Origin of the sequence: Pseudomonas batumici (genome assembly GCF_036585405.1) — a bacterium.
GTDB lineage: Bacteria > Pseudomonadota > Gammaproteobacteria > Pseudomonadales > Pseudomonadaceae > Aquipseudomonas > Aquipseudomonas batumici.
The window spans coordinates 1,768,747-1,792,803 of record NZ_CP144470.1 but is presented as its reverse complement, the minus strand read 5'-3'; the positions used below and the strand labels follow the sequence as shown (position 1 = coordinate 1,792,803).

The 24,057-nt window shown below is 63.0% G+C and carries 19 protein-coding genes; 6 read left to right on the top strand and 13 right to left on the bottom strand.

The annotated features are described in order from the left end of the window. The first annotated feature begins 134 nt into the window (after nucleotides 1-134). Entirely contained in the window at nucleotides 135-530 is a 396-nt protein-coding gene (locus tag NUH87_RS07900; RefSeq protein WP_338525515.1) for a DUF4280 domain-containing protein, read from the top strand. A gap of 3 nt (nucleotides 531-533) precedes the next feature. Here the strand turns inward: NUH87_RS07900 and NUH87_RS07895 are convergent, their stop codons facing one another. The 10 genes from NUH87_RS07895 to tssB all read right to left on the bottom strand — a co-directional run bounded on the left by NUH87_RS07895 (nucleotide 534) and on the right by tssB (nucleotide 13,322). Continuing rightward, nucleotides 534-1,079 (bottom strand): toxin-antitoxin system YwqK family antitoxin, encoded by a 546-nt coding sequence (locus tag NUH87_RS07895; protein ID WP_338525514.1) that lies wholly within the window; start codon nucleotides 1,077-1,079, stop codon nucleotides 534-536. Nucleotides 1,080-1,088: 9 nt separating this feature from the next. Continuing rightward, complete coding sequence (tssI, locus tag NUH87_RS07890; protein ID WP_338525512.1) at nucleotides 1,089-3,098, bottom strand: type VI secretion system tip protein VgrG; 2,010 nt, start codon at nucleotides 3,096-3,098, stop codon at nucleotides 1,089-1,091. Nucleotides 3,099-3,155: 57 nt separating this feature from the next. Further along, complete coding sequence (locus NUH87_RS07885; protein ID WP_338525510.1) at nucleotides 3,156-4,877, bottom strand: hypothetical protein; 1,722 nt, start codon at nucleotides 4,875-4,877, stop codon at nucleotides 3,156-3,158. Nucleotides 4,878-4,895: 18 nt separating this feature from the next. After that, on the bottom strand, nucleotides 4,896-7,454 hold the full coding sequence (tssH, locus tag NUH87_RS07880; protein WP_338526756.1) for a type VI secretion system ATPase TssH: 2,559 nt from the start codon (nucleotides 7,452-7,454) through the stop codon (nucleotides 4,896-4,898). 2 nt (nucleotides 7,455-7,456) lie between these two features. Next, entirely contained in the window at nucleotides 7,457-8,476 is a 1,020-nt protein-coding gene (gene tssG / locus NUH87_RS07875; RefSeq protein ID WP_338525509.1) for a type VI secretion system baseplate subunit TssG, read from the bottom strand. Continuing rightward, complete coding sequence (tssF, locus tag NUH87_RS07870) at nucleotides 8,440-10,233, bottom strand: type VI secretion system baseplate subunit TssF (protein WP_338525507.1); 1,794 nt, start codon at nucleotides 10,231-10,233, stop codon at nucleotides 8,440-8,442. The genes tssG and tssF overlap by 37 nt, the downstream gene beginning before the upstream one ends. Continuing rightward, nucleotides 10,217-10,666, bottom strand: a complete 450-nt coding sequence (tssE, locus tag NUH87_RS07865; protein WP_338525505.1) for a type VI secretion system baseplate subunit TssE — start codon at nucleotides 10,664-10,666, stop codon at nucleotides 10,217-10,219. Before tssE ends, tssF begins: the two co-directional genes overlap by 17 nt. 15 nt (nucleotides 10,667-10,681) lie before the next feature. Then, the gene (locus NUH87_RS07860; RefSeq protein WP_103033076.1) at nucleotides 10,682-11,179 is read right to left on the bottom strand and encodes an Hcp family type VI secretion system effector; all 498 of its coding nucleotides are present in this window, start codon (nucleotides 11,177-11,179) and stop codon (nucleotides 10,682-10,684) included. A gap of 75 nt (nucleotides 11,180-11,254) precedes the next feature. Further along, nucleotides 11,255-12,742, bottom strand: a complete 1,488-nt coding sequence (gene tssC / locus NUH87_RS07855; RefSeq protein WP_338525503.1) for a type VI secretion system contractile sheath large subunit — start codon at nucleotides 12,740-12,742, stop codon at nucleotides 11,255-11,257. A 28-nt stretch (nucleotides 12,743-12,770) separates the two neighbouring features. Next, nucleotides 12,771-13,322 (bottom strand): type VI secretion system contractile sheath small subunit, encoded by a 552-nt coding sequence (gene tssB, locus NUH87_RS07850; RefSeq protein ID WP_338525501.1) that lies wholly within the window; start codon nucleotides 13,320-13,322, stop codon nucleotides 12,771-12,773. A 250-nt stretch (nucleotides 13,323-13,572) separates the two neighbouring features. Between tssB and NUH87_RS07845 the strand changes: the two genes are divergently transcribed. The 5 genes from NUH87_RS07845 to tssA are packed head-to-tail and all read left to right on the top strand — an operon-like array spanning nucleotide 13,573 to nucleotide 21,054. After that, nucleotides 13,573-13,998, top strand: coding sequence for a type VI secretion protein (locus tag NUH87_RS07845; protein WP_338525499.1), 426 nt, complete (start codon nucleotides 13,573-13,575; stop codon nucleotides 13,996-13,998). Between the two features lie 47 nt (nucleotides 13,999-14,045). Next, nucleotides 14,046-15,380, top strand: coding sequence for a type VI secretion system baseplate subunit TssK (gene tssK, locus NUH87_RS07840; RefSeq protein ID WP_338525497.1), 1,335 nt, complete (start codon nucleotides 14,046-14,048; stop codon nucleotides 15,378-15,380). Between the two features lie 18 nt (nucleotides 15,381-15,398). Then, on the top strand, nucleotides 15,399-16,160 hold the full coding sequence (locus NUH87_RS07835) for a DotU family type IV/VI secretion system protein (RefSeq protein ID WP_338525496.1): 762 nt from the start codon (nucleotides 15,399-15,401) through the stop codon (nucleotides 16,158-16,160). Continuing rightward, complete coding sequence (locus tag NUH87_RS07830; RefSeq protein ID WP_338525495.1) at nucleotides 16,157-19,966, top strand: type VI secretion system protein; 3,810 nt, start codon at nucleotides 16,157-16,159, stop codon at nucleotides 19,964-19,966. The genes NUH87_RS07835 and NUH87_RS07830 overlap by 4 nt, the downstream gene beginning before the upstream one ends. After that, nucleotides 19,963-21,054, top strand: coding sequence for a type VI secretion system protein TssA (tssA, locus tag NUH87_RS07825; RefSeq protein WP_338525494.1), 1,092 nt, complete (start codon nucleotides 19,963-19,965; stop codon nucleotides 21,052-21,054). Before NUH87_RS07830 ends, tssA begins: the two co-directional genes overlap by 4 nt. Nucleotides 21,055-21,092: 38 nt before the next feature. On the opposite strand, the gene NUH87_RS07820 is transcribed toward tssA, so the two are convergent. From NUH87_RS07820 to NUH87_RS07810, 3 genes are all read right to left on the bottom strand, one after another. Next, nucleotides 21,093-22,415, bottom strand: a complete 1,323-nt coding sequence (locus NUH87_RS07820) for an Nramp family divalent metal transporter (RefSeq protein WP_338525493.1) — start codon at nucleotides 22,413-22,415, stop codon at nucleotides 21,093-21,095. 133 nt (nucleotides 22,416-22,548) lie between these two features. Then, a complete protein-coding gene (locus NUH87_RS07815) occupies nucleotides 22,549-22,944 on the bottom strand; it encodes a hypothetical protein (protein ID WP_338525492.1) in 396 nt (131 codons plus the stop codon). A gap of 61 nt (nucleotides 22,945-23,005) precedes the next feature. Next, nucleotides 23,006-23,950 carry a 2-hydroxyacid dehydrogenase gene (locus NUH87_RS07810; RefSeq protein WP_338525491.1) on the bottom strand — a complete coding sequence of 315 codons (945 nt, stop codon included), beginning with the start codon at nucleotides 23,948-23,950 and terminating at the stop codon, nucleotides 23,006-23,008. Nucleotides 23,951-24,057: the final 107 nt, after the last annotated feature.

Genomic DNA, 24,057 nt, shown 5'->3' with positions numbered 1-24,057 from the left:
CAATCGATGAATGCTCAAGAGTCTAGGGCCGAGGGTGGCGGCTGCTTGATGGGAAGCGACTTTCGCTGACGTGATTGTCACGGTTCTGGTCTACGCTGCCAGTGTCCCGTCGCCAATAGGAAAAGGAGATCCCCTTGGGCAGTCCCCAGGTTTGCAGCGGCGCCACCCTGCAATGCAGCTTCGGCGCCGCGCCCGGCATGCTGAACGTGTTGCCGATCAACCGCGCCCTGACCAGCAGCATGCCTGCCGCGAATATCATGGATTACATCCCACTGGTGAATATCGGCACTTTTGCCATGTGCCAGAGCATCGCCAATCCGATGGTCGCCGCCGCGACCGCCGCCGCCCTCGGCGTGTTGACGCCGATGCCGTGCATCCCGGCTACCGCCGCGCCCTGGATTCCCGGCGGCGCGCCGACCCTGCTGCTGGGCAATATGCCGGCGCTGGACGCCAACAGCTGTGTGATGTGCATGTGGGGTGGGGTGATCAAGATTGTCGTGCCGGGCCAGGTGCAGATGCTGATTCCCTGAGGCTCAGGCCTCCTCCGGGCCTTCATGACGCAACCACCACCAGCGCCAGCGCGAGATCGGCTTGCCCTCGGCATCCAGCGGGCGGCCGTCTTGCGCATAGGGTTGCCCGGCATCGAGCAACTGGCCATTGAGATAACGGCTGCTCAGGGCGAGCTGCCCGTTCGGGTGAAAGCGCTGGTACAGGCCATCGCGCACGCCATCACGGTTGTGCTCGACTTCCGCCACGCTGCCATCGGCATAGTAGTTGGTCGCCTCGCCATGCAGCAGCCCGTTGCGATAGGCGGCTTTGCGCTGCAAGCCGCCTTCCGGGCTGAAAAAGCTGGCAATACCCTGGGTTTTCCCGGCCACGTAGGGCACCTGCGCCGAGACCTTGCCGTTGGGGTGATAGAGCGTCGACAGCCCCTGCAACTCGCCCTGGCTGTAATTCAGGCTGGCCTGGGGACGCCCGGATTCCTCGATCTTCAGCGGTCCTTCGAGCCGATCGTCCAGCAGACGCCCGGTGAGATGGCTATCACCGCGTATCAGGTCCAGCCGGGTGGATTCACTCATGTCCGATCCTTAATTGACCTTCACCAGGCCGCCCTTGATGGTCAGCATGCCGCCGCCGTCGACCGTTTGTTCGGCGCCGCCCTTGTTGGTCAAGCTGATGCCTGCGTCGTTGGTCATGGTGGTCCCGGCCTTGTTCTCCAGGGACGTGCCGGCCTGGTTGCTCAGCGAGGTCCCGGCCTTCTGGCTGATGGAGGTACTGGCCTGGGCCGCCAGGTCGGCGCCGCTCTTGAGCGCGAAACTGCCGCCGCTTTGCAGGGTGAGGGTGCCGGTCACCTTGATTGTCAGATTGCCGTCCACCGTCAGGTTGTAGTTGCCCGTGACCTTGTGCTCGTAATTGCCGCCGGTGCTGTGGGTCTGGTCGGCGCCGACTTTCACGGTGCGGCTGTCTTTCACATCGAGGGTATCGCTGCCGGTCTGGATGGTGACACTACGCTTGCCCTTTTCCAGGGTCACGGTTTCGTCGCCTTCCTTCACCGTTCGGGTGCGGGCGTTCTGCACGGTGAGGGTTTCATCGTGACCGACGGTGACGGTGGTGTCGTTGAGCACGTTGGTCTTGAAGTCCTTCTGGGCCTGGAGAAACACCTCCTCGGCGTCCTTCTTGTCCTCGAAGCGCAACTCGTTGAAACCGCCGCCGCCCTTGGACGAATTGGTCTTGATCCCGGACTGGGTCTGGTTGGCCGGCAGCGCGTAGGGCAGGGCGTTGTCGCCGTTGTAGACGCAACCAGTGACCAGCGGCCGATCCGGGTCGCCGTCGATAAAGGTGACAATCACCTCCTGGCCGATCCGTGGCACGAATTGCATGCCGAAGCCCTTGCCACTCCACGGCAGCACCACGCGGACCCAGCAGGAACTGGCTTCATCGTTCTTGCCGTCGCGATCCCAAGGGAATTGCAGCTTGATCCGGCCATATTCGTCGGTCCAGATTTCCTCGCCGGACTTGCCCACCACCAGGGCGGTTTGTGTGTGCATGCGCGGTTTTGGCGTGCTGCGCATCGGGCGGAAGGGCGTGGCCTTGGGAATCGCCTCGAAGCGATTGCGATAGTGCTCGTGATCGGCTTCGTGGGTCACCGAGGTCACCACCCAATCGATATTCAGGCTGGTGTCATCATGATCGGTGAGGGTGAACCAGTGTCCCGGCACCAGCCAGCGGCAATCGCTTTCGCCGACAAAGCGTTTTTCCTGGCTGCGCAGGGCATCCACGCGCTGTTTGCTCAACGCATCGCCCCGCGCCTTGGTGTTGTAGCCACCGGGATGCTCATAGACCGAACGTGGCCCGGCCACGGCTTCGGCCTGGTCGTAGAGTGAGGTGGTGGGGGTGGTGAATGCGTAGTCGGTGGTGCGATAGGTGCCGGCGACGGCTTGCAGGCATAGTTGGCCGGAGCGGATCCCGTGCAGTTCGCGTTCACCCAGGCGCTGGCCGAGATACGGCACTTTCGGCCCGTTGGGAATCGGCGGGAACGCGTCGTTGCTGTCCGCCAGTATCAGCGTGTGCTTGCCGTCTTCGTGGATGAAAAACCAGAAGATGCCTTCTTCTTCCAGTAGTCGCGAGACAAAGGCGAAATCGCTCTCGCCGTATTGAATGCAGTATTCACGCGGCGTGTAGTTGCCGCTCAGCGAGAGCTTGAAGTCGCTGAAGGCGTGGGCGTTGAAGATCGTGGTGACGATATCCGAGGTGCTGAGGTTCTGGAACACGCGGTTGTTGCTGGCCAGCATCAGCCACCAGAGCCAGGGGCGCAGGACAAGCTGGTAGCGCTCGGCGGTGGCGTCGGCGGGGAGTTGGCGGATTTCGGCGACCAGGGCGTCCAGGGGGCGCAGTTGGGCGTCGTTATGGAAGGTACAGGTGACGTGGGTGGCGATGGCGGTGGATAGGGTGAGGGAGGTGCCGTCATTGAGGCCGAGCAAGTTGTGCTGGCCGAGCAGGTTAAGTGCCTCCTCACCGGAAATGGACTCAGGGTAAAGCGCGGCCAATGATGGGGCCGTCAGGGACAGGCTGGTGTTGGTATCGACGGAACGTGGCATCGAATTGTCCCACAGGGGCAGTGACTTGGGGCTATGGGAACCAGGTTCCGAAGGTTTTCATGCCAATGGGATCCCGTGGTTTCGCCAGAGTGATTTCCACTCCGCTGTCGTCGTTACGTAGCCAACGCAGTTGGTAACATGCATGTCAGTGCCCCACAATTTATCGAAGTGCAGTAGTTGTGCGTCAAGATCGTGATTCAATACAGTCAAACGTTTGTAGATGGCGTTGGCGACGCTGATGATGGTCGTCACTTGTGGGTCGCTCAGCCCGCGTACGCTCTCCGGGCGAGTCCTGAAAAATACAATCAGCGCAACGGCCAGGTTGGCGGCAAATGGCGCAAGGTCGGTTGTTTGAGCAATATAGATCGCAAGCTGCGTGCGGTTGCTGGTATTGAAGTTGATGTCCCATTCGAAGTCGAGATCATGGGTGGAGGAATGACCGAAGTGCGGGTTTGGGGAGCCTTTGGGTAATGCACCATCACTCGTCGTTAGGCGAGGGGGAGAGTAGGTACGTGTACGCCCCCCGCCGACAGGTCTTACCGGCACGTATTCATTCAAGGCTTCAATACCCGCCATGACCATGGCAATACCCTCGGTGGGTCTGGCGGCGGCGGGAAGTGTATTGCTGATTTCCTTGTAACTTGTCAGGCCCCCGAGGCTTCGACCAGGATCGCCTTGTACCCCGAGTGTGGGTCCGAAGCCAGCGGCGCTGCTCATTGCCGAGCCGACAATCATGAACGTACGGTCTGGTGTGCCGACGGCCAATAGTGAAGGCCGTGAACTGATCGCCAGGTTTCTGTCGTAAAAAGCCACAAGGTTGTCGGTGATGCTGGGCGTCAGAATGGCCCTGATACCCTGATCGGGCGTGTGCTCCGCGCCTAGGGCATAGATCAGAAGATCCACCAGCACTATGACGATATCCTCGGCACGTTCCGACTGCTGGAAGACGAGACGAAGCTTGGTCGTTTCTGCAACGGACTCTATGCGAAGCAATTTATAAACATGTCGAACATCTCGATAATCTTCTTCTACCGTGTTGTTTCGGTCTCCCGCCGGAAAGGCTTCGCTGAACCTGGTCTCGGCGCTCCAGGCACCGTTTCCACGTCCGGGGCGAGTGAACCAGGAAACAACTTTCATATGGCGTATGGCCGCCAGCTCAACTGCCCAGGCGGCAGTGGCTGAGCCGCCATACACTGCGACCGTTGTTTCTTCAGGCCTGATGCGCAGTGGCGTTGCCCAGTCTGGGGCCATGAAATCGTTGCCTTTGATCACCCTTCCACCAAAATCACGGATATTTTCTTCCGTCAGGTCGCCTCTCTCGGTCGCCAATGGACGCGGTGCACCGGGTCCTGCTCCGACAATGACGCGGTCACAGCGAACGGTTCCAGCAAGCGCTCCATCAAGGAAAGTTTCCAGTACATATTTGGGGCCGTCTTTGACTATTTTGGAAATAAATGAATCAGGCAACTGGGCACAGGAGTGTTGAGTCAGATAGTGCTGGACTGCGGTTGAAAACTGCCCCGCGCTCAAATATCCACTCTGCGATAATTGTTGGGTGGTAAATCCGTGATCAGCCCGGCCGTGACCCAGAAGATTCCCTGTCAGCAGTTGTTTGGGCTGGCCCATGGCATGTGCATGACTCATTTTTTGCCAAAGGTCGGGGCCACCCATGACGCCCACAGCTCCAAGCGTTTGATTCAAGGACCTCAGATACTGTGTCACGGACAATAGATAGGCAGCCGATGAGATACCTGTTCCGATCAAGATCGTAATTGCCATGGCGGGCTCCTCCGACGGTTATTCCAGCGCCCACTCGGCCAGTTTTCCGGTCACTTGGGTCATCAGTACGTTTTCGACATCGCGCGCGCCCGCCGCACTGCACTTGGCCAGCACCGCTTTGACGATCCCGGCATCGAACTCGAATGGTTTCCCGGTTGCGGCTTTGTATCGGTCACGCAATTTTTCGAGCTTGGCGAGCACAATCCCTTCCAATGTCGCTTCATCCAGCGGGTAATAAGGAACGACCGTCATCCGTGCCAGGAACGCCGGGCGGAAGGCCAGCAGCAACACCTTGCGTAGCTGCTCGTTGAACACATCGGTCGCCAGTTGCGCTAGAGGTGTATCGAGGATCAACTCCGCCCCGACATTGCTGGTCGCCAGCATCACCGTGTTCTTGAAATCCACCACCAACCCGGTGCCGTCTTCCATCACACCCTTGTCGAAGACGTTGTAGAACGCCTCCAGCACGTCCGGATGGGCCTTTTCGATTTCATCCAGCAGCACCACCGAATAGGGTTTGCGTCGCACTGCTTCGGTCAGTACGCCACCGCTGCCATAACCGACATAGCCGGGCGGGGCGCCTTTCAACTGGCTGACGGTGTGGGCTTCCTGGTATTCGGAAAGGTTGATGCTGATCAGGTTGCGCTCGCCGCCATACAGGGCGTCAGCCAGGGCGTAGGCGGTTTCGGTCTTGCCGACGCCCGTGGGGCCGAGCAGCAGGAATACGCCCACCGGTTTTTGTGGGTCGGTCAGTCCGGCGCGATAGGCCTGCAAGCGTTGGGCAATGGTCCCCAACGCGGTGGTCTGGCCCATCACCCGCTGGCCCATGCGCTGGCCGAGGGTACGTACGGCATGGGCTTCGTCGGCCAGCATCTTGCCCACGGGAATCCCGGTCCAACCGGCGATCACCGCCGCAACGGTTTTCGAATCGACCTGTTCCGGCACCAGGGGATCATCCTGGCGAATGGCATCGAGCCCCGCCTCCAGTCGCACCAGTTCGGCGGCCAGGGTGTCGATACGGCCATCGGTTTCTTCATCGGATTTTCCGCTCTCCACGCGGTCGCTCAGTTCCAGCAATTCACGGCGCTTTTCCAGCAGTTCGCGTACCGCCTCGCGCTCTTCGCCCCAACGGGTTTCCAGTTCGCGTATGGCTTGCAGATTGCCGATGGATTCACTCTCCAGCACTGTGATGCGCTCGCGATGATCCAACCCGGTGGCCTGTTCGCGGCGCAGGCGGTCGACTTCTTCCTTCAGGCTCTGCTGGCGATGACGCAGGCTTTCCAGGGGCGGCGGCACATCGTGTTGGCCGAGGGCGACCCGCGCACAGGCGGTGTCGAGAATACTGATGGCCTTGTCCGGCAGTTGCCGCCCGGAGATATAGCGGTGGGACAGCTTCACCGCATCATGAATCGCCGCATCCAGTACCTGTACACCATGGTGCTGTTCCAGCTTGGCGGCGATGCCACGGAGCATTTCCACGGCGGTGGTTTCGTCCGGTTCTTCCACCTGCACCAGTTGGAAACGTCGGGCCAGGGCCGGGTCCTTCTCGAAGTATTTCTTGTATTCCATCCAGGTGGTGGCGGCGAGGGTGCGCAACTCGCCCCGGGCCAGGGCCGGCTTGAGCAGGTTGGCCGCATCGCTGCCGCCTTCGGCGCCGCCCGCGCCGATCAGGGTATGGGCCTCGTCGATAAACAGGATGATCGGTTTATCTGCGCTGCGCACCGCATCGATCACGCCCTTGAGGCGTTGCTCGAACTCGCCCTTGACCCCGGCGCCGGCCTGCAACAAGCCCAGGTCCAGTACCCGCAGGCTGACATCCTGCAACGATGGCGGCACATCCCCGGCGGCGATGCGCAGGGCCAGGCCTTCGACCACCGCCGTCTTGCCGACACCCGGCGCGCCCACCAGGATCGGGTTGTTCTGCCGCCGGCGCAGGAGGATATCGATACACTGGCGGATCTCGCTGTCGCGACCGACGATGGGGTCGATGCGCCCGGCGTGGGCATCGGCGGTCAGGTCCTGGGTGTATTGGTCCAGCAGCGAATCCTGCGGGGTGTTTCGAGTGGTGGGTTTCTCCGAGGCAGCCGTCACCGAACGTTTCGGCCCGGCATGTTCGCGGGAGTTTTCCGTCCACTCCAGCAGGTTGCTGCGCAGTGCGTCCCGGGGAATCTTCAACAGCGACGAGGCACTGTTGAGCAGCAAGCTACGACGCTCATCCCGATCCAGCAGCGCCAGCAGTAACAACCCGGAACGAATGCTCTCGAGCCCGAGCACGCTGGCCTGGACCACCGCATCCTCCAGCAGGCCGATGGTCTGTGCCGACAGCGCTGGCGTGCGGGTGCTGCCGGACTTGAACAGCTCCAGCGCCTTGTTGATCTCCGCCGACAAGATATCCCGTTCCAGCCCGAAACGCGGTAGCAACCAGGCAAAATCACCGCCCTCGATCTCCAGCAGCTCCAGCAGCAGGTGCTCGATTTCCACATAGTGATGACCCCGTTGCAGGCAGCGCTGGGCGGCCTTTTCCAGGGCGCGGCGGTTGTCGGCGTTGAGGCGTCCGATCAGGCTGCCCAGTTCCATGCTCAAGCGATCTCCAGTTGGCGTAAACGGGTTTCGATCCGTTGTACATGGTCAGTGGGCTGTTGCTGCAAACCGCCGTTCCAGCTCAGTTGCGGCGCAGTGGTGCGATCCAGGATCATGGGGGCCGCGCCGCGTACCAATAGCGTCAGGGTGCAGTCCAGGTCGGGGCCGAAGTACAAGGCGGCGAGGGCGGCGAGGGCCGGATGGGCTTCGCCATCCGGAAGAAAGCGCACGGCCTGGGCATTGGGCAGTGGGCCGAGGGTCAGGCGAATGCCGGCGTGCTCATCCCAGACCCGCGTTCCCGCCACGGCATCGCGGCCCAATCCCAGGTTGCGGCCACCGCGCAGCATGCGGCTGCGGCTGGCCTCGGGGATTTCCCGCCAGGCACCGACATAGGCTTCGACCTCGACGGGCAGGTTGAAATGCTGACGTACCAACGCCGCGAAGCCCGCCAGCGAGCGACGCCCACCGGCAAACAGCGCGCTGCGGGCCAATACCGCCGCGTCGGGCAGGAGTCCGCGATTATGCAGCGCCTTGGGCAGCAGTCCGCTCAAGGCCCGTAGCTGGCTGTGCACCGGCGTGACGCTGGGCAATGAAAAGCCCACTGCAATCCGGTGTTTGCGCATCACCCGATACAAAAGGCTGATCAGGCGATGTTGAAACAGGTTGAGGAACTCGGCGGGTGCGTGATCTTTCTGGCGTGTCCGCTGTTGCAGCCATTCCTGATCGGCGTAGGGCAGGGGGCCATCGGGGCCACCCAGGCCGAACACGGGCGTGGTCAGCACCGGCTGGCGACCTTCGGTGTCGCTCAGGCTTTCCACTTCGCTGGAGGGGAACAGCGGTGTCAACGGCCCACGCAAGCGTGCGGCCTCGGCATGGGGCGCGGTTCCGGTGCCCAGCGGCACGGCTTGCGGGCGTTCGCACTCAAGCAGCAACAGCGCCTGCAACAACTCGAAGGCCTGCGGGTCGTCGCGCAGTTGCCGACTCAGAGGGACAGTGGCTGGCCGGGTTGGGGTTGCCATGTCTTGACCTCCTTGTCGGATTGGACCAGCACCGTGCGCACGAAGCGGTTGGCCGTGGCATAGAGTGAAAAGAACTGCGCGAGCACTGCGCTGAACAGCACCGCGCTATTGCCGACGAAGTGGTGTGGATCAAGCAGCACCCGGACTTCCAGACCATTGCGCCAACCGCGCCAGGCGTCCTCGCCGACATGCGCGACCACCCGCTCGCACGCAAGGCTCAGTATGCCTTCGACCTGACGTCGGGCACTCGCATCGTCACGCAGGTTGTGCAGCTCAAGGATTTCCTTGAGGGCGTCGAGCGCTTGCGGGCCCTCCACCAGCGACAAGTGATTGAGGGTCAGTTGCGAGACCAGTTTCCAGCGCGAGTCGCCACCCAGGTGTGGCAGGCTTTGCGGGCTCGGCGGGTTGCGCAGGCAGGCCCAGGCTACCGGGCCGGGGCGCTCGAACCCCAGCGGCGTGCCGGCACCGAGGCTTTGCGCCAAGTGCCGGTTGGTGCACAGCAGCTCGGCGGTGACGCTGTACTCCGGCGCGTCTTCACGGGGCTTGAACTGGGTGTCCACCAGGCTCAGCATCAGGTCGCTGCCCAGCCTATTGGGCGTCATGCCGGTGATGCGCCGGGAATGCCAGTAAAGACGGCTTTCGCCCAGTGCATGCTGGCTGCCGTAATAGGCCGGGACCTTCTGCACGCCGTGCGCGGTTGTGGCCCGCAGGCCACGAATGCTGTGGATCTCGACACTGTTTTCGCGATGACTATCGGCGATCAGTCGGTACTCGCTGCGCGTACCGTCCGGCCGCAGGGGCTCCGAGGTACGCGGGAACAGGTTGATCGCCGGACTGCAGCCCAGGACGATATCGCTGGCTTGCAGATGCAGGCGGCTGCCGGGCGTGCTGTCGAAGACCAGATACAGATACAGGATCTCGCTGCCATCCTGCCCGCCGCCAAAAGGGACATCGAAGAAACTGAATTTGTCCGGGAAAGCAAAATATTCGGCCAGTAGACGCAGACCCGGATGCACGCCGTCCTCTTCCGGCAACAAGGCTTGCGTGCCAGCAAAACCGACGATTTCCGGCAGGCCGTCGAGGCGCCGTGGTGGGGTGCCGGGCGGGCCGGCAAGGACCTGGATCGTGCGGGCGCCGAGCAGGTCATACAAGCGCGCGTTGATCACCGGGGAGGCGGCCAGGTGCAGGCGCAGTTGGCGGACCTGCAGTTCCGACCACAGGGTCTCCCCCAGGCAGCGAACGCTCAGGCGCAAGGCCGAACGCGCGTCGTTCACCCCGGTCAACGCCTGGGTTTCATCGCTGTCGAGCAACAAGGCTTCAGTGATTTCCAGCGGCCACAGATTGACCTCGGCACTGGTGCGAAAGTGGATGCTTTCGCCTTTATGGGTAGTGACGAACAAGGGCGTATCGCGGGGCAGGCGATAACCGGCCGCGAGGTTGCCCTTGCTCGGGTCCGGCTGGAACTGGACGATGGCGCAGGACGGCAAGGGCCGCACCGCCAGGGGGTACAACTGTTCCAGCAAGGCGTCGCTGAATTCCGCGTAGTCGTCATCCAATCGCCGTTGCAGGCGCGCGGCGAGTAACGCGAAGCCTTCCAGCAGGCGTTCGACATGGGGGTCCGGGCATTCACCAGGCGACAGCTCCAGGCGCCGCGCCACCTTGGGGTATTTCTGCGCGAAGATGCCACCGGCGTGGCGTAGCCAGGTCAGTTCCCGTTGGTAATAGTCGAGCAGTTCGGCGTCAATCGAGTCGCTCATGGAAAACCTCAAGACCTTGGCGGGTCTTCTCGATGACAAAGGCCACCGGCCAATGTCGACGACCGCTGCGCAGGGCGCCACGCAGGACGATATTGAGTTGCTGGGGCTGACCGTCTACCGGCTGTACGTCGACTTCCCCCAGCTGCAACCTGGGTTCGAAGTGCTCCACGGCCAGGCGGATTTCCCGTGCCAGCTTGCGTCGGTCATCGCTGCGTTGACCTTGCAGCGCGGTCCAGTCGGCGATGCCGTAGTCGAGAATGCTGGGCGGCGAGGTCATGGCCTCGCTCGCCCGGCGGGTGTTGAACAGCCGTAGCAGTTCGCTGCACACCGAATCGGCCAGGGCCTGGCGATCGAAGGCTTCCATCGTCTGCGCTTGATCCTCGCCACCCGCGAGGCGCTCGAACAGCGGGGGAAGAATACCGGTCGCAGACATGGCCGCCCGGCTCCCTTACTTGACCAGCTTGTTGGCAGCCATGTCCCAGGTCGAGGCGGCCGTGCCTTCCTTGGTGCCGTCGTCTTTCTGGGCGGTGAGTTCCCATTTGATCTTGGTGAAGTTCAACGAGATGGTTTCCACCGGTTTGCCGCCGGCGCCGCCACTGACGCTGACGTTGGACAGCACGACGTTGGTCAGGGTGTAGATGATGAACGGCAGCAATTGTCCGCTACCCTCGGCGGCGTTACGGCCGATGGTGATCTTGGCCTCCGGGATCGGTTTGCCGGCGCAGCAGTATTCATTGAGCGACGGGGTCGAGGTGTCGACGAACTTGGTCAGGGTGAACTCGCCGATATGCGGCTTGCCCGAAGTCCGTTCCGAGTTGCTGACGTCGTTGGTCACTTGCATCGCCACGTTGTGGCTGTAGGACATGATTTCGATCTTGTCCTTGTAGCCCTCGAGCAGGCTGTCGCCTTTGATGTCGCCGCCGAGGTCGAGAATGATTGCATCCATCGCCTGAAACTCCAGAAAGTGTTCGCACTAGAAGGAAGGGAAAACCCGCCGGCCACGGGGCCGGCGGGCACGGGCTCAGGCTGCAACCGGTGGTGGCAGGCTGGCGACCAGGCGGATCGAGGCGGTCAGTTCTTCCAGCTGGAAGTGCGGCCGCAGGAACACCGTGGCGCGGTAGGCACCGGGCTTGCCGGCGATTTCCGTCACATCCACCCGGGCTTCGCGCAACGGGTATTGCGCCTTGATTTCCTGGGGCGCGTTGTCGTTGATCAGCACGTAGTCGGCGATCCAGTTGTTGAGGTAGGTCTGCACGTTGTCGCGGGTCATGAAGCTGCCGACCTTGTCGCGCATGATCACCTTCAGGTAGTGGGCGAAGCGCGACGCTGCCAGCACGTAGGGCAACATCGCCGAGATCCGCGCATTGGCGTTGGCCTCGTTGGTGTTGTAGAGCTTCGATTTATTGGTGGTCTGGCCGCCGAAGAACACCGCCACGTCGCTGTTCTTCTTGTGGCACAGGGCGATGAAGCCGAGGTCGTTGAGCTCCTTCTCGCGTCGGTCGGTGATCGCCACTTCGGTCGGGCACTTGAGCGACAGGTCGCCTGAGCTCGTGCGGAAGGTATGGGCCGGCAGCCCCTCCACCGCGCCCCCGCCTTCGGCGCCACGGATCGCCGCGCACCAGCCGTACTTGGCGAAGGCTTCGGTAATGCGCTGGGCCAGGGCCCAGGCCGCGTTGCCCCAGAGGTATTTGCTGTGGTCGGAGCCGTTCACGTCTTCGACATAGTTGATGCCTTCCACCGGCTTGGTGTCCGGGCCGTACGGCAGGCGCAGCAGGGTGTGTGGCAGTACCAGGGACACATAGCGCGAGTCTTCGCTTTCGCGGAAGGAGCGCCACTTGATCAGTTCCTGGCTCTCGAAGATTTTCGACAGGTCGCGGGGCACGGCCAGTTCGGTGAAGCTGGTCATATCGAACAGTTTCGGGCTGGCGGCGGCGATGAACGGCGCGTGGGCAGCGGCGGCGACATTCGAGAGTTTTTCCAGCAGACCGATGTCCTGCGGGTGACGACCGAAGGTGTAGTCACCCACCAGCAGGCTGTAGGGGTGTCCGCCGAGGGTGCCGTATTCGTCTTCGTAGATCTTCTTAAACAGTGCGCTCTGATCGAATTCGACGGCTTTTTCCAGGTCGTTCTGCAGCTCCTTCTGGCTGACATTGAGCAACTGCAGTTTCAACCGTGAACTGGTCTCGGTGTTCTGCACCAGCATATGCAGGCCGCGCCAAGAGGCCTCGAGCGCCTGCATTTCCGGGTGGTGATAGATTTCGTTGAGCTGGGCGCTGATCAGCTTGTCGATCTGGCTGATGCGATCGTTGATCATCGCCACGGTGTCTTTGTCGATCGCCATGTCCTTGTCGAGGACCTGGGTGGCGAACTCCGCGAGCATGTCACGGGCATATTCCTGTTGGCTGTCGTCGTGGGCCATGCGCCCATCGGCAATGATCTTGTCCAACAGGGATAAGGTCTGGGTACTGCTCTCGCTGCTTGAACCTTCGGTACTGGCGGAACTGGGCATGACAAATCCTCCGAGAATGGGTAGGCGATCAGGCTTGTGGTTCTTCGGCAGGGGCGTCGGCGTCCTTGTCGGCGACAGGGGCTTCCTGCACGCGGGCGGACGACTTGATCTCCTGCAAGCCTTCGGTGTTGGCGATCACGTCACGCAGCAGCCTGTCCAGATCATCGTTGCCGTCGAGTTTGGTCAGCAGGTCGCGCAGGCGCTGGCGAGCCTCGAACAGGCGGCGCAGCGGGACGACCTGCCCCACCACTTTGACCGGGTCGAAGTCGTCGATATGGTTGAACTTGAGTTCGATATTGAGCTTGCTGTCGTCCGTGGCGAAGGTGTTCTTGACCTGCAGCACCGAGCGCGGAGCGATGGAAGCGAGGACTTCGTTGAAGTTGTCGCGGTCGATCTCGACGAAGCGGCGGTCGCTCAGTTTCGCCGGGGGATTTTTTGGCTTGCCGGACAAATCGGCGAGGATGCCGACCACCAGGGGCAGTTCCTTTTTCTCGATGGCGCCGCCCGTCTCCACGTCATAGGTGATCTGGACGCGCGGCGGACGAATCCGGTCGAGCTTGTGCTGGGTACTTTCGGCCATGTTGGCTGACTCCGATGCGTTGAGCGGGCGCAATGCATCGGTTACCCGTGATCGCTCCCTTGCTGAACCGTGAAGCCAGACAGGGGGTGGAGAATGCGATCCTGTCAATCCTTCGACGGTCCCTCCAATTCGTCGTGCTGACGAACTACCCAAGACGCTAGAACAGGTCTATAAAAAAGCAAGGCAAACTGCCATCTGACCTACAAGAGAAAAGGAAAATTCAATCTTGTGTAAGAAAATACTTACATATGTGGCAGTGCTGATCCTGTCAGGGTGCTCATTTTTCGGGCCCAAGGTCGAGGTGGCGAGTCTGACGCTGGACGTGGCGCCCCTGGCCAACGACAACACACCGATTGCCGTGGATTTCGTCGCGGTGAAGGATCCCGACCTGTTCAAGCAACTGGCCGGGATGAGCGCGAAACAGTGGTTCGGCGAGCGTGAGCAGTTCCAGCGCGACTATCGTCAGCAATTGAGCGTGTGGGGACTGGAGCTGGTCCCCGGGCAGTTTGTCGCCAAGCAGGACTTTCCGTTGAAGGGCCAGAGCGCGGCTGGACTTTTGGTGTTCGCCAGCTATAACACTCCCGGTGCGCACCGGCTCAGGCTGGACGATCAGCATGAAGCCTGGCTGAAGTTCACCAGTCGGGAAATGCGTCTGGTCAATGCCGGCGATCGCTAGGCTCCTACAGGTGCAGGGCGCTGTTTTCAAGGGTCGAAGGGAGTCGTATGAGTCTGTTACCCGATGCGGTTTGCTGGTACGAGGGCATGCAACTGCTGCCCCAGCATTTCCAGTTGCAGGGCTTGCGGGCCGAGGCCCTGGCCGCGCATCTGGCCCAGGCGGGCAGCCCCTGGTTCTGGGGTGTCGAGCAACTGGAGATCGATCCTTCGGCACTCTGCGCCGGTCAAGTCCGTATCCTTTCCCTGCAAGCCACCCTGCCCGACGGCCTGCCGGTGAGTCTCGATGCCGCCGACGGTGCGCGGCTTGAGCTGCAGGTGGGCGATGCCATCGAGGCCTCGACTCATTCGATGGTCACGGTGTACCTGGCGGTCAACCCGCTGTGGCGTGCGGGGCAGTTGCGCGAGCTCAAGGGCCGCCTGCAATCGTTGACCAGCGAGGCCTTGGTGGACCTCACCAGCGGCCAGAATCCGCAACCGGTCACGGTCTGGCGGCCGAATCCGCACCTGTGTACGGACGCGAACAAGGCCGACTCGATCTGCCTGCCGCTGCTGCGCATCCGCAAGGAGGGCGGCGGCTTTGTCCAGGTGCCTTATGTACCGCCGACCCCGAGGTTGCTGCCGGAGTCGCCGTTGGGGCGGCGGGTCGCGGCGCTGTGCGCGCGGACCCGGGAAAAGTGCCTGTTTCTCGCCGGCCGCCTGCGCCAGGCGCAGCAGGCCGGCAGCCAGGAGGATGCAGCCGAAATCCGCCGCCAGCTCGGTGCGCTCTGGGCCCGCCTGCCGGAAGTCGAAGGCTTGCTGAACAGTCGTGTCGCCTCCCCCCAGGGCCTGCATGGGTTGTTGCTCGGGATGGCCGGAAGCTGGTCGGTGCTCGACCCTCTGGCCGGGGTGCCGGCCTTCATGCCGCTGGACTATCTGGACCTGCAACGCGGTTATGACGAAGTGCTGAACTGGCTCGAGCTGGACCTTGAACTGATCCGTGTCGGTTATCGCTGCCTGCCGTTCGTGCAGACCGGCGAACTGTTCTCCCTGCAATTGCCCGAGCGCCAACCCGAACAGCGCCTGGTGATCGGCCTGCGGATGCCCGCCGGGGCCGGCGAAAGCGATGCGATCGAATGGCTGGAACGCACCATCATTGCCTCCGACAGCAACCTGACCGTGCTGGCCCGCCAGCGCATGCCCGGCCTGCGGCACCAGGTCATGGGTCGTCAGGAACAGGTGGCCTATAGCGTCGGCAGCGACACCCGGCTGTTTATCGTCGAGGCACGGGGCGAGTGGTTCGACCCCGAGCAACCGCTGCACATTATCGCGCCGGCCTCGAAGCTGGCCATCAACCCATGGCAGATCGTCCTGTTTGTCGAGCAGGCCAGTGAAACACTACTGTAGTCAAGGAAGGGGAAGGCAATGCCAGATGGGAGCGTCGGAGCGGGGTTGCAGCAGTCACCGCTGAGCAACGCCTTTCGCCAGGCCTGGTTGGAGTGGCTGGTGGCCTGGAACGGGCTGAGCAAGGACGACGAGGACGTGGCGCGGCAGGTCGGCACAGTGGTGGAGTTCTCCACGAAAATCAGCCGCAAGCTCTGGCGTAGTGCCTTTGCCAGTGTCGGCGACTCGGCGGAGCATCAGGTCAAGGCCACGGTGTATGCCTTTGTCGCGCTGGTGGACGAAACCCTGTTGTATGCCGTCTGGCCGGGGCAGCCGACCTGGCAGAGCGATCCCCTGGAATCGCTGCTGTATGCCTCGCGCCATGCCGGCGAGCACCTGCCCCAGGCGATCGAGAAACTGCTGGCCGATGAGATTCCGGCCAGTCGCGATTTGGCCAATGTCTACCTGCAATGCCTGATCCTCGGTTTCCACGGGCGCCTGCGTGGGGAAGCCGGGCTGGCGCAGCATGAGAAATGGCGTCACGCGTTGTTCGCGTTCGCCTGGCAACACGATCCAGACTATGTCGATGTCAGCGATTGCCTCGAGCGACCCAGCAATGTGCCTGCGCGGCGCCTGCCGATTCGCCAGTCGCTGCCGGACGGCTGGAGGCTGGGCCTGGTGATTCTCGGCGTCACGCTGGTGATGATCGGCATCAGTCACTACTTCTGGTATGACATCAACCAGGAGGCCCAATCGGTGATACACCAGGCCAATCCCGACGAACCTGCGGAGCAGAACCCATGAGCCCGCTGGCGATTGTCGCGTGGGTGGTCGGCGTGTTGCTGGTGCTGGCATTGCTGGCCGTGGCGATCTGGTGGTTGCGCACCCAAAGCGGCGCGGCGATTCGCGGTTTCTACGCTGCCGTGCGAAACATGGAGCAGGAACAGGGGGTACAGGACCGTTATCAGTCGCCCTGGCTGTTGATGCTGGGCAATGACGCCCAAGGGGCGCAACTCTGTTCCTGCTGGCACTTGCTGCCCACGGACAAGCCGGCCTGGTTTGGACGTTGGTGGTCCGACCCCGATGGTGCAGTGCTGGTGGTGCCGGAGTCGTTGTTCCTGCCCGATGAGGGGCTGAAGCTCAAGCGTGGTAGTTGGTGGCGCTTGCTCGGGCTGATCCTGCGCCTGCGTGCCCGGCGTCCGCTGGACGGGGTGATCTGGACCGTTTCGGCCAGCCGGCTGTGGGATGACGAACAGGCGGCCAGCCTGGGGATCGCTGCGCGCCGGCGCTTTCTCGACCTGCTGCAGCGCCTGGGTTTGAGCCTGCCGGTGTATGTGGTGGTCACGGATATGGAGCAGGTTCCTGGCTTCCAGGAACTGATCGAGGCGCTACCCAAGGAGTCCCATGAACGGGTGCTGGGCTGGACCTCGCCGTTCGCCCCGGAAACCCTCTGGCAATCGGAGTGGAGCGACCAGGCGCTGGACCAGGTTACCCGGGCACTGGCGGAGGCGATCACCGAGGTGGGTGCGCTGTCCGGGCGTCTGAGCGAAGACCTGTATAGCCTGCCGGAGCGTTTCGAGGCCCTGCGCCGCAACTTGCAGACCTTGCTCGATCCGGTCTTCCAGGGCAACGCACAGAATGAGGCTGCGCGTTTTCGCGGGGTGTATTTCACCGCCAGTGAAGCGCCGACCTCGGCTCCGGTTTTTTCCGCCAGCGATATTCCGCTGCTGCAAAGCGCTTTCGCCCGGCAGCTCTGGCAACGACGGATCATCGCCGAGCAAGGGCTGGCCCAGGTGGTGCCGCGACTGTTGCACTTGCGTCAGCGCTGGCAGCGGGTGGTCGGGGTGACGGCGGCGATCGTCGGGCTGGTCTGGGCGGTGGCGATGGTCTGGGTCTGGCGGGACTCACTCAAGGACGCTCATGAGCTGTCGAGCCTGCTGCAGGATGCCCAGAAGAACTACGTCACGGTCGTCGACGACAGCCACCGGCTGGGGCCGACCCGGCGCAATGTGCAGACGTTCTGGCAGCTCATGGAGCAATCGCCTCGTTGGCACTTTGCCTCGCTGGTGTTGCCGACGTCCTGGTTCTCCTCCCTCGATCATGAACGTGACCAGGCGCTGCGCAGCGTTGCCATGAGCCACATGATGTTGCCGCTGCGCGATCTGTTGCAGGCCAACCTGACGCAGCTCAGGGCGATCCAGAGCACCAGCCGGCGTCCCAGCCTGGGCGGCGAAGACCCGACGCAATGGCGGACCTATATCAAGTCCAAGGACCTGGTGGAGCGGGCTACGGCACTGGAGCAGCAATACCAGTGGATGACCAAGGCCATGAACAATCACAAGACTCCGCTGGACGACCTGGCGTCCCTGAGCAACCTGGCCCTGGGCCTGAACCTCAATGCCGGGACGCTGCACAGGGCGGCGTTCTATAACCAGCACCTGGCGAAGATGGACATCTCCCACCTGATTCACCTGGACCTGCCGGCCGAGGGCCTGACCATTGGTGCGAACTTCAAGGAACTGATGGGGCGCTGGCTGGATCAGTACTACCTGGCCGAGAACTTTGTGCGTCAGGCCGGCTACTTGAAGTTGCACCTGGACCAGCTGGAATCCGGTGCGGTGAGCTCGCTCGCCGAGCTGGAAGACCTCAAGGCGATGATCGACGACTTGCAGGCGGCGGTCAGCCAGACCAACTCGGCCTGGAGTCGCGGCAAGGGCGAGGACCTGGTTCCCGGCTACAGCGCGCTGATGGACAAGGTGCGTCAGAGTACCTTGCTCGGTGCGCCGCTGGAGCAGAGCCTGGAAGATCAGGCGGCCAAGTTGCAACAGAGTTTTCGCGACCAGTGGATCGCCAAGGCCGGTTCTCGGGACAATCTGTTGACCCAACAGGGCAGCGGGCAACTGCTGCTGCAGGAGCATGTGCTGCAGTTGAACAATGCGATCGCGGCACTGTTTCGCCGCGATTTCGTGGCCATGGCCCTGCGCGCCGATGACAGCGCCGGTGGCACCTATCAGAGCCTCGACAGCGATGGCCTGAACACCGCCCTCATGTACTTCGCCAGTTACAAGAGTTACGCCAGCGAAGATATGCCGCGCATACCGCCGGCCTATCGCGGGCCGATGCTGCGCGTGGCTGAAAATGCGGCGGCCAGGGCCATGTGGGTGAGTCTGGAAAGCAGTCGTGACCCGTCGCAGGGGACGACGGCGTTCAATATCAAGACCGATCAGGCGCTGGCGTTACAAAGCGCGTTTATCGAGCTCAAGCGCACGGACCTGGCGAGCAGTTTGCAAAACGCCCTCAACCGACGGGCGCTGGCCGAGGTCGGCAGCGGGCTGGAGCAAATCAATGCCCAGGCGGTGTTCCATGAGCGAGTCGATATCAACAGTTGGGACGGCTCGAAGAACCTCGGCCTGCAGCTGTTCAGGGCCAACGATGTGCAGGACCTGAAGCTGGATCTCAAGCAGCAGTTCAACAGCATGCAGGTCATCGCCGAGGCGCGGGCTCCGGCGCTGGAGTGGCTCAGGGCCCAGCAACAGAACCTGGGGGCGGGCGATTTTGAACGGTTTACGCGTCTGAACGGCTTGTACGATGAGTTGCTCAAGTACAAGGAGCAGAATCCGGCCAGTTCACCGGCGCTGATGGAACAGCTGGTCAGTCGTGATTTTATCGACATGGATGCCGCTTCCTGCATGCAGATCCTATCGTCGGTCAACCTGCCGGCCGGCCAGGGTGAGTTGGCGTTGCGGGCGCAGGCCTTGCAACAGGGCGCCATGCGCCGCTGCCAGGGGTTGCAGCAGGAGCAGGCGGTCAGCGCCTGGAACGAGTTGGCGGGCTACTTCAACCAGTACCTGGCCGAGCGCTTTCCGTTTTCCCATGGGTTACAGGCCGTGGATGCCGAGCCTGCGCGGGTGCAGCATCTGCTTGAACTGATCGACACTCGCTTGCCCAAGGCCCAGGCCGGCCTGGCATCCAGCCAGTCTCCCGATCGGTTGGCGGCGGCGGATTTCCTCGATCGCCTGAAACAGGCCCGGGCTTGGCTCGGGCCCCTGTTCCAGCGCGACCAGAGCGGGATGATCGGCTTTGATATGGAGGTGCGCTGGCGCACCGACCGGGAGGAGGAGCGCGGTGCCAACCAGGTGATTGCCTGGGGCCTGAATGCCGGCAGCCAACAGATCAACTACCCGGGCGATGCCCAGCAGCGGTTACGCTGGATGGTCGGACAACCGATCCGGCTGACCCTGCGTTGGGCTCGCAACGGGTCGGAGCGGCCGGTCAGCGATCCGGTGCAGCCGAGCCTGGCGGTGAGCGACCTGGAGGCAGGCTGGGAGTACGAGGGACCCTGGTCGCTGTTGCGGATGATGCGTTCGCACCTGTCGGTGGTACGCCAGCCGAACATCGATTACACCGACTTTCCATTGACCTTGCGCTTGCCGGTACGCGGTTCGACCAATGGTGACGCCCAGACCACGATGTTTATCCGCCTGTCGTTGATGACTCAGGGTGGCAAGCTGCCGTTGTCACTGACACCGCTGCCGGTACGGGCACCTTTGTCGCCCTTTGCGAGTTTCGGCACGGCGAGCACGGCCACCAGCAATGAGGGGGCGTTATGAGCCAGTCGGCCACCGGGCTGTCGTTGTTGGTGGCGCCTCTGCTCGAGGCGATTTCCGAGGACGCGCCGTGCGGGCAGAGCCTGCGCTATGAAGCCGACTATGATCGGCTGCGCGAGCTGCGGCGCGAGGATGACACCAGTTTGCCCAACGGCGTCTGGGAGAAGGAGATCAAGCGGGCAGAGTGGGCGAGTGTCGAAGCCTTGGCCAGCGAGATCCTGCAGGGCCGCAGCAAGGACCTGATGGTGGCGGCCTGGCTCGGCGAGGCCTGGCTGCATCGACATGGGCAGGAGGGCTTGCAGGCGGCATTGGCGTTGCTGCTGGGGCTGTGCGAGCGCTATCCGGAGCAGGTGCATCCGCAGGCCGAAGAGGGCGACCAGTCCTGGCGGGCGACACCGGTGGACTGGCTGGTGCGGCGCTACGCCGAAGTGCTGCATACGCGGGTGCCGTTGTTTGCCCCGGGTGGCAGTAGCGGTTTTTCCGGGTTGAGCCTGTATGGCTGGCAGCAGTTGCAGGGGCGGCAAGTGCTGGCCGGGGACAACAAGAGCGCCAAGGCCAGTGTCGAGGCCGCGCGGCTCGAGCAGCAGAAGGTCAACGAGTTGATCCGTGCAACCCCGTTGTCCTGGTGGTTGCACAGTCAGAATCTGCTGCTGGCGTCGTTGCGCCAGCTCGAGGCGCTGGAGCAGTGGACCGATCGTTATCTGGGGGAACTGGCGCCGACTTGCGGGCCCTTGCGTGATGTCATGCAGGCATTGAGCACACTGACCCGGGAGTTTATTGCCATGCACCCTCAGCAACCGGAACCGCCTGTGGCCGCTATCGAAGTGGATGAGACGGTTTCGGCGCCGCAAGCCGACGAGCCGCCGCAACCACCGTCGCGCTCGGCAACGCCGCAAAGCCGGGAAGAGGCTTATCGGCAGTTGCTGTCGATCGCCGACTACCTGGCGAAAACCGAGCCCCACAGCCCGGTGCCCTATGTGGTCAAGAAGGCGGTGGAGTGGGGCAACAAGCCCTTGAACGAGCTGCTCTCGGAGCTGATTTCTTCCGATGCGGAGGCGCGGCGGGTCTGGGCGTTGTTGGGCGTGCTTTGAGGTCGTGAGGTTTCAAGCGGGGTGTCGCCTCCCCACGATCAATCGGCAAACAGCTGCATGATTAGCCAGATATTCGCCGCGCCGATCACCACGAACAGGCCCCAGGCGAGGCCCTTGGTGTACCAGCGATTCACGAACTCGCCCATCAGGCGTTCATCGCCGGTCATACGGATCAACGGGTAGAGGGCAAAGGGCAATTGCAGGCTCAGCACCACCTGGCTCAGCACCAGCAGCTTGCCCACCGCCCCTTCGCCCATCAGCCAGACCCCGGCAAAGGCCGGGATCAACGCCAGGCCACGGGTGATCAGGCGGCGCTGCCAGCAGGGGATCTTCAGGTTCAGGTAGCCTTCCATGATCACCTGGCCGGCGATGGTGCCGGTAAAGGTCGAACTTTGCCCGGACGCCAGCAGGGCGATGCCGAACAAGGTGCTGGCGAAAGCGCCGCCCACCAGCGGGTCGAGCAGGTGATAGGCGTCCTGGATCTCCACCACCTCGGTATGCCCGCTCTGGTGGAACGCCGCCGCGGCGAGGATCAGGATCGCCGCATTGACCAGCAATGCCAGGCCCAGGGAGCCGAGGGTGTCAATGCGCGCCAGGCGCACGGCGTCCTGGCGGCTGGCCAGGTCCGTGCCGATCAGCCGGGTCTGCACCACCGAGGTATGCAGGTACAGGTTATGGGGCATGACCGTGGCCCCGAGAATGCCGATGGCCAGGTACAGCGGCGCGGCTTCGCCGAGGGCCGAGAGGGATGGCTTGAAACCCTGGAACACCTGCGGCCAGTAAGGCTTGATCAGCACCAGCTCGATGAAAAAGCACACGCCGATGGTTGCCACCAGCACCAGCATGATCGCCTCCAGGCGCCGGAAACCGCGGTTCTGCAGGGCCAGGATGAGCAAGGTGTCGAGTGCCGTCAGGGCAATGCCGAAGGTCAGCGAACAGCCCAGCAGCAGATGAAAGGCCAGGGCGCAGCCGAGGACTTCGGCCAGGTCCGTGGCGATGATCGAGATTTCCGCCAGCAACCACTGCAGCTTGGCCGAGCGCGGGCTGTAGCGCTCCCGGCAGAGCTGCGCCAGGTCGCGTCCGGTGGCGATCCCCAGGCGCGAGCAAAGGCACTGCACCGCCATGCCGGCGAGGCTGGCGAGCAACACCACGAACAGCAGGCTGTAGCCGAAACGCGAGCCGGCCTCGATGGCCGTGGCCCAGTTGCCCGGGTCCATGTAGCCGATGGAAATCAGCAGGCCGGGGCCGGCAAAGCGCAGGACGCGCTTGAAGAACGGCGCCCCGCTATCGACTGCAATCGAGCCGTTCACTTCAGAAGGGCAGAAGGGGGCGGTGGCAACTTTCGGCAGGCTGAATTTCACACGGCGATCCAGGACGACAGGCGAGGGAGTTCCAGATTAGACGTTTGCCGCGCTCGTCCCAAGCTATCGGGGCGATTGAATCTGCCTTGTCTTGAGTCCAGCCCCCGTGAAGCTTGGCTCAGCGCGGACGGGCTTACTGTTCCGGCGGGGTGGATGGCGCCGGGTCACCGCCGTAGTGCTGGCCCAGTTCTACACGGTTTTCCTCGACCCAGCCGCTGAAGTCATCACCGTCCTTGGCGATGTACATGACCTGGGCCCAGCCGTTCTCGGTGCTGGCATACACCGTGAGGCCGTCGCCGGGAACGACGAAAACCTTCTTGGTGATGCAGGCGCTGTTGGGGGCGCTGTGAAAGTACACCCGGCCCTTGCCGATGACCTTGCCTTCGACGGGCGGGCGGTAGCTGCCGGCTTCGGCATTGGCCTTTTCATGCAGGGCGGCGCAATCGACGGGCGCTTCGCCGGCTTGGGTCAGGGGCGATAGGCTCAGCAGCAGGCAGGCAAAGGGCAACAGGCGGGCGGTGCGTTCCATGCGGGAGGTGTCCATCAAGGGTATGGGAAGCTGCTGATCATAACGTATCGGCCCGTGGCCATCAGCCGGGAAGGGCCACCGGCGTGAGCACCGGCTTGCCGGAAAAATACGCCAGCAGATTCTCGACCATCAGTGTCACCGTGGCTTCGGAAGCCTCCGGCGACAGGCCGGCGACGTGGGGCGTCAGCACGACGTTGGCCAAGCCCTTGAGGACGTCCGGCACATTGGGTTCGTCATCGAACACATCCAGCGCCGCGCCGGCGAGGCGACCCTGCTGGAGCGCATCCACCAGGTCGTCGGTCGCCACCACGCTGGCGCGCGCAATGTTGACCAGGAAGCCTTGCGGGCCCAGGGCTTCAAGGGCCTGGCGGTCGATCAGGGCGTGGGTGCCGGCACCGCCCGGCGTGGCGACGATCAGGAAGTCCGAGGCCAGCGCCAGTTCGGTGACCGTCGCGCAATAGCGGTAATCGACATCCGTGCGCGGCCGCCGGTTGTGATAGCTCACCGTCATGCCGAACCCCAGGGCCGCGCGCTGGGCAATCGCCAGGCCCACGGCACCCATGCCGAGGATACCCAGGCGCTTGCCGCCCAGGGACGGACGCGTCAGCTTGCGCCACTCGCCACGGCGTACCGAGGCATCGGCCCGGGGAATATCCCGGACCAGCGACAACAGCAGGGCCATGGCATGATCGGCCACGGGCGAAGCGTTGGCGCCGGCGCCGTTGGTCACGACGATGCCGCGTTGCGCCGCGGCGTGCAGGTCGACCTTTTCATAGCCGGCGCCGAGCACGCAGATGATCTCGAGCTTGGGCAGGGCGGCCATTTCGTCGGCGAACAGCCCCAGCGGGCCGCGTGTCAGCACGACATTGATGCGCTCGCCATGGCTGGCGATGGCCTCGGCGCGCAGGGCTTCGGTGGGCGCCAGGATCAGTTCGAAGCCGTGCTTCTGGAGGATCGGCAAGTAGTCGTTGACGGTTTCCACGAGTACCAGCACCACGTTGCTCATGTGTTTCTCCGGGCCGTATCAATAAGGAATGACCGGCCAGGTATCGCCCTGCCGGTCATTGCGCTCAATGGTCGGTGCTGCGCTGGATGAACTCAAGCATTTCTCGC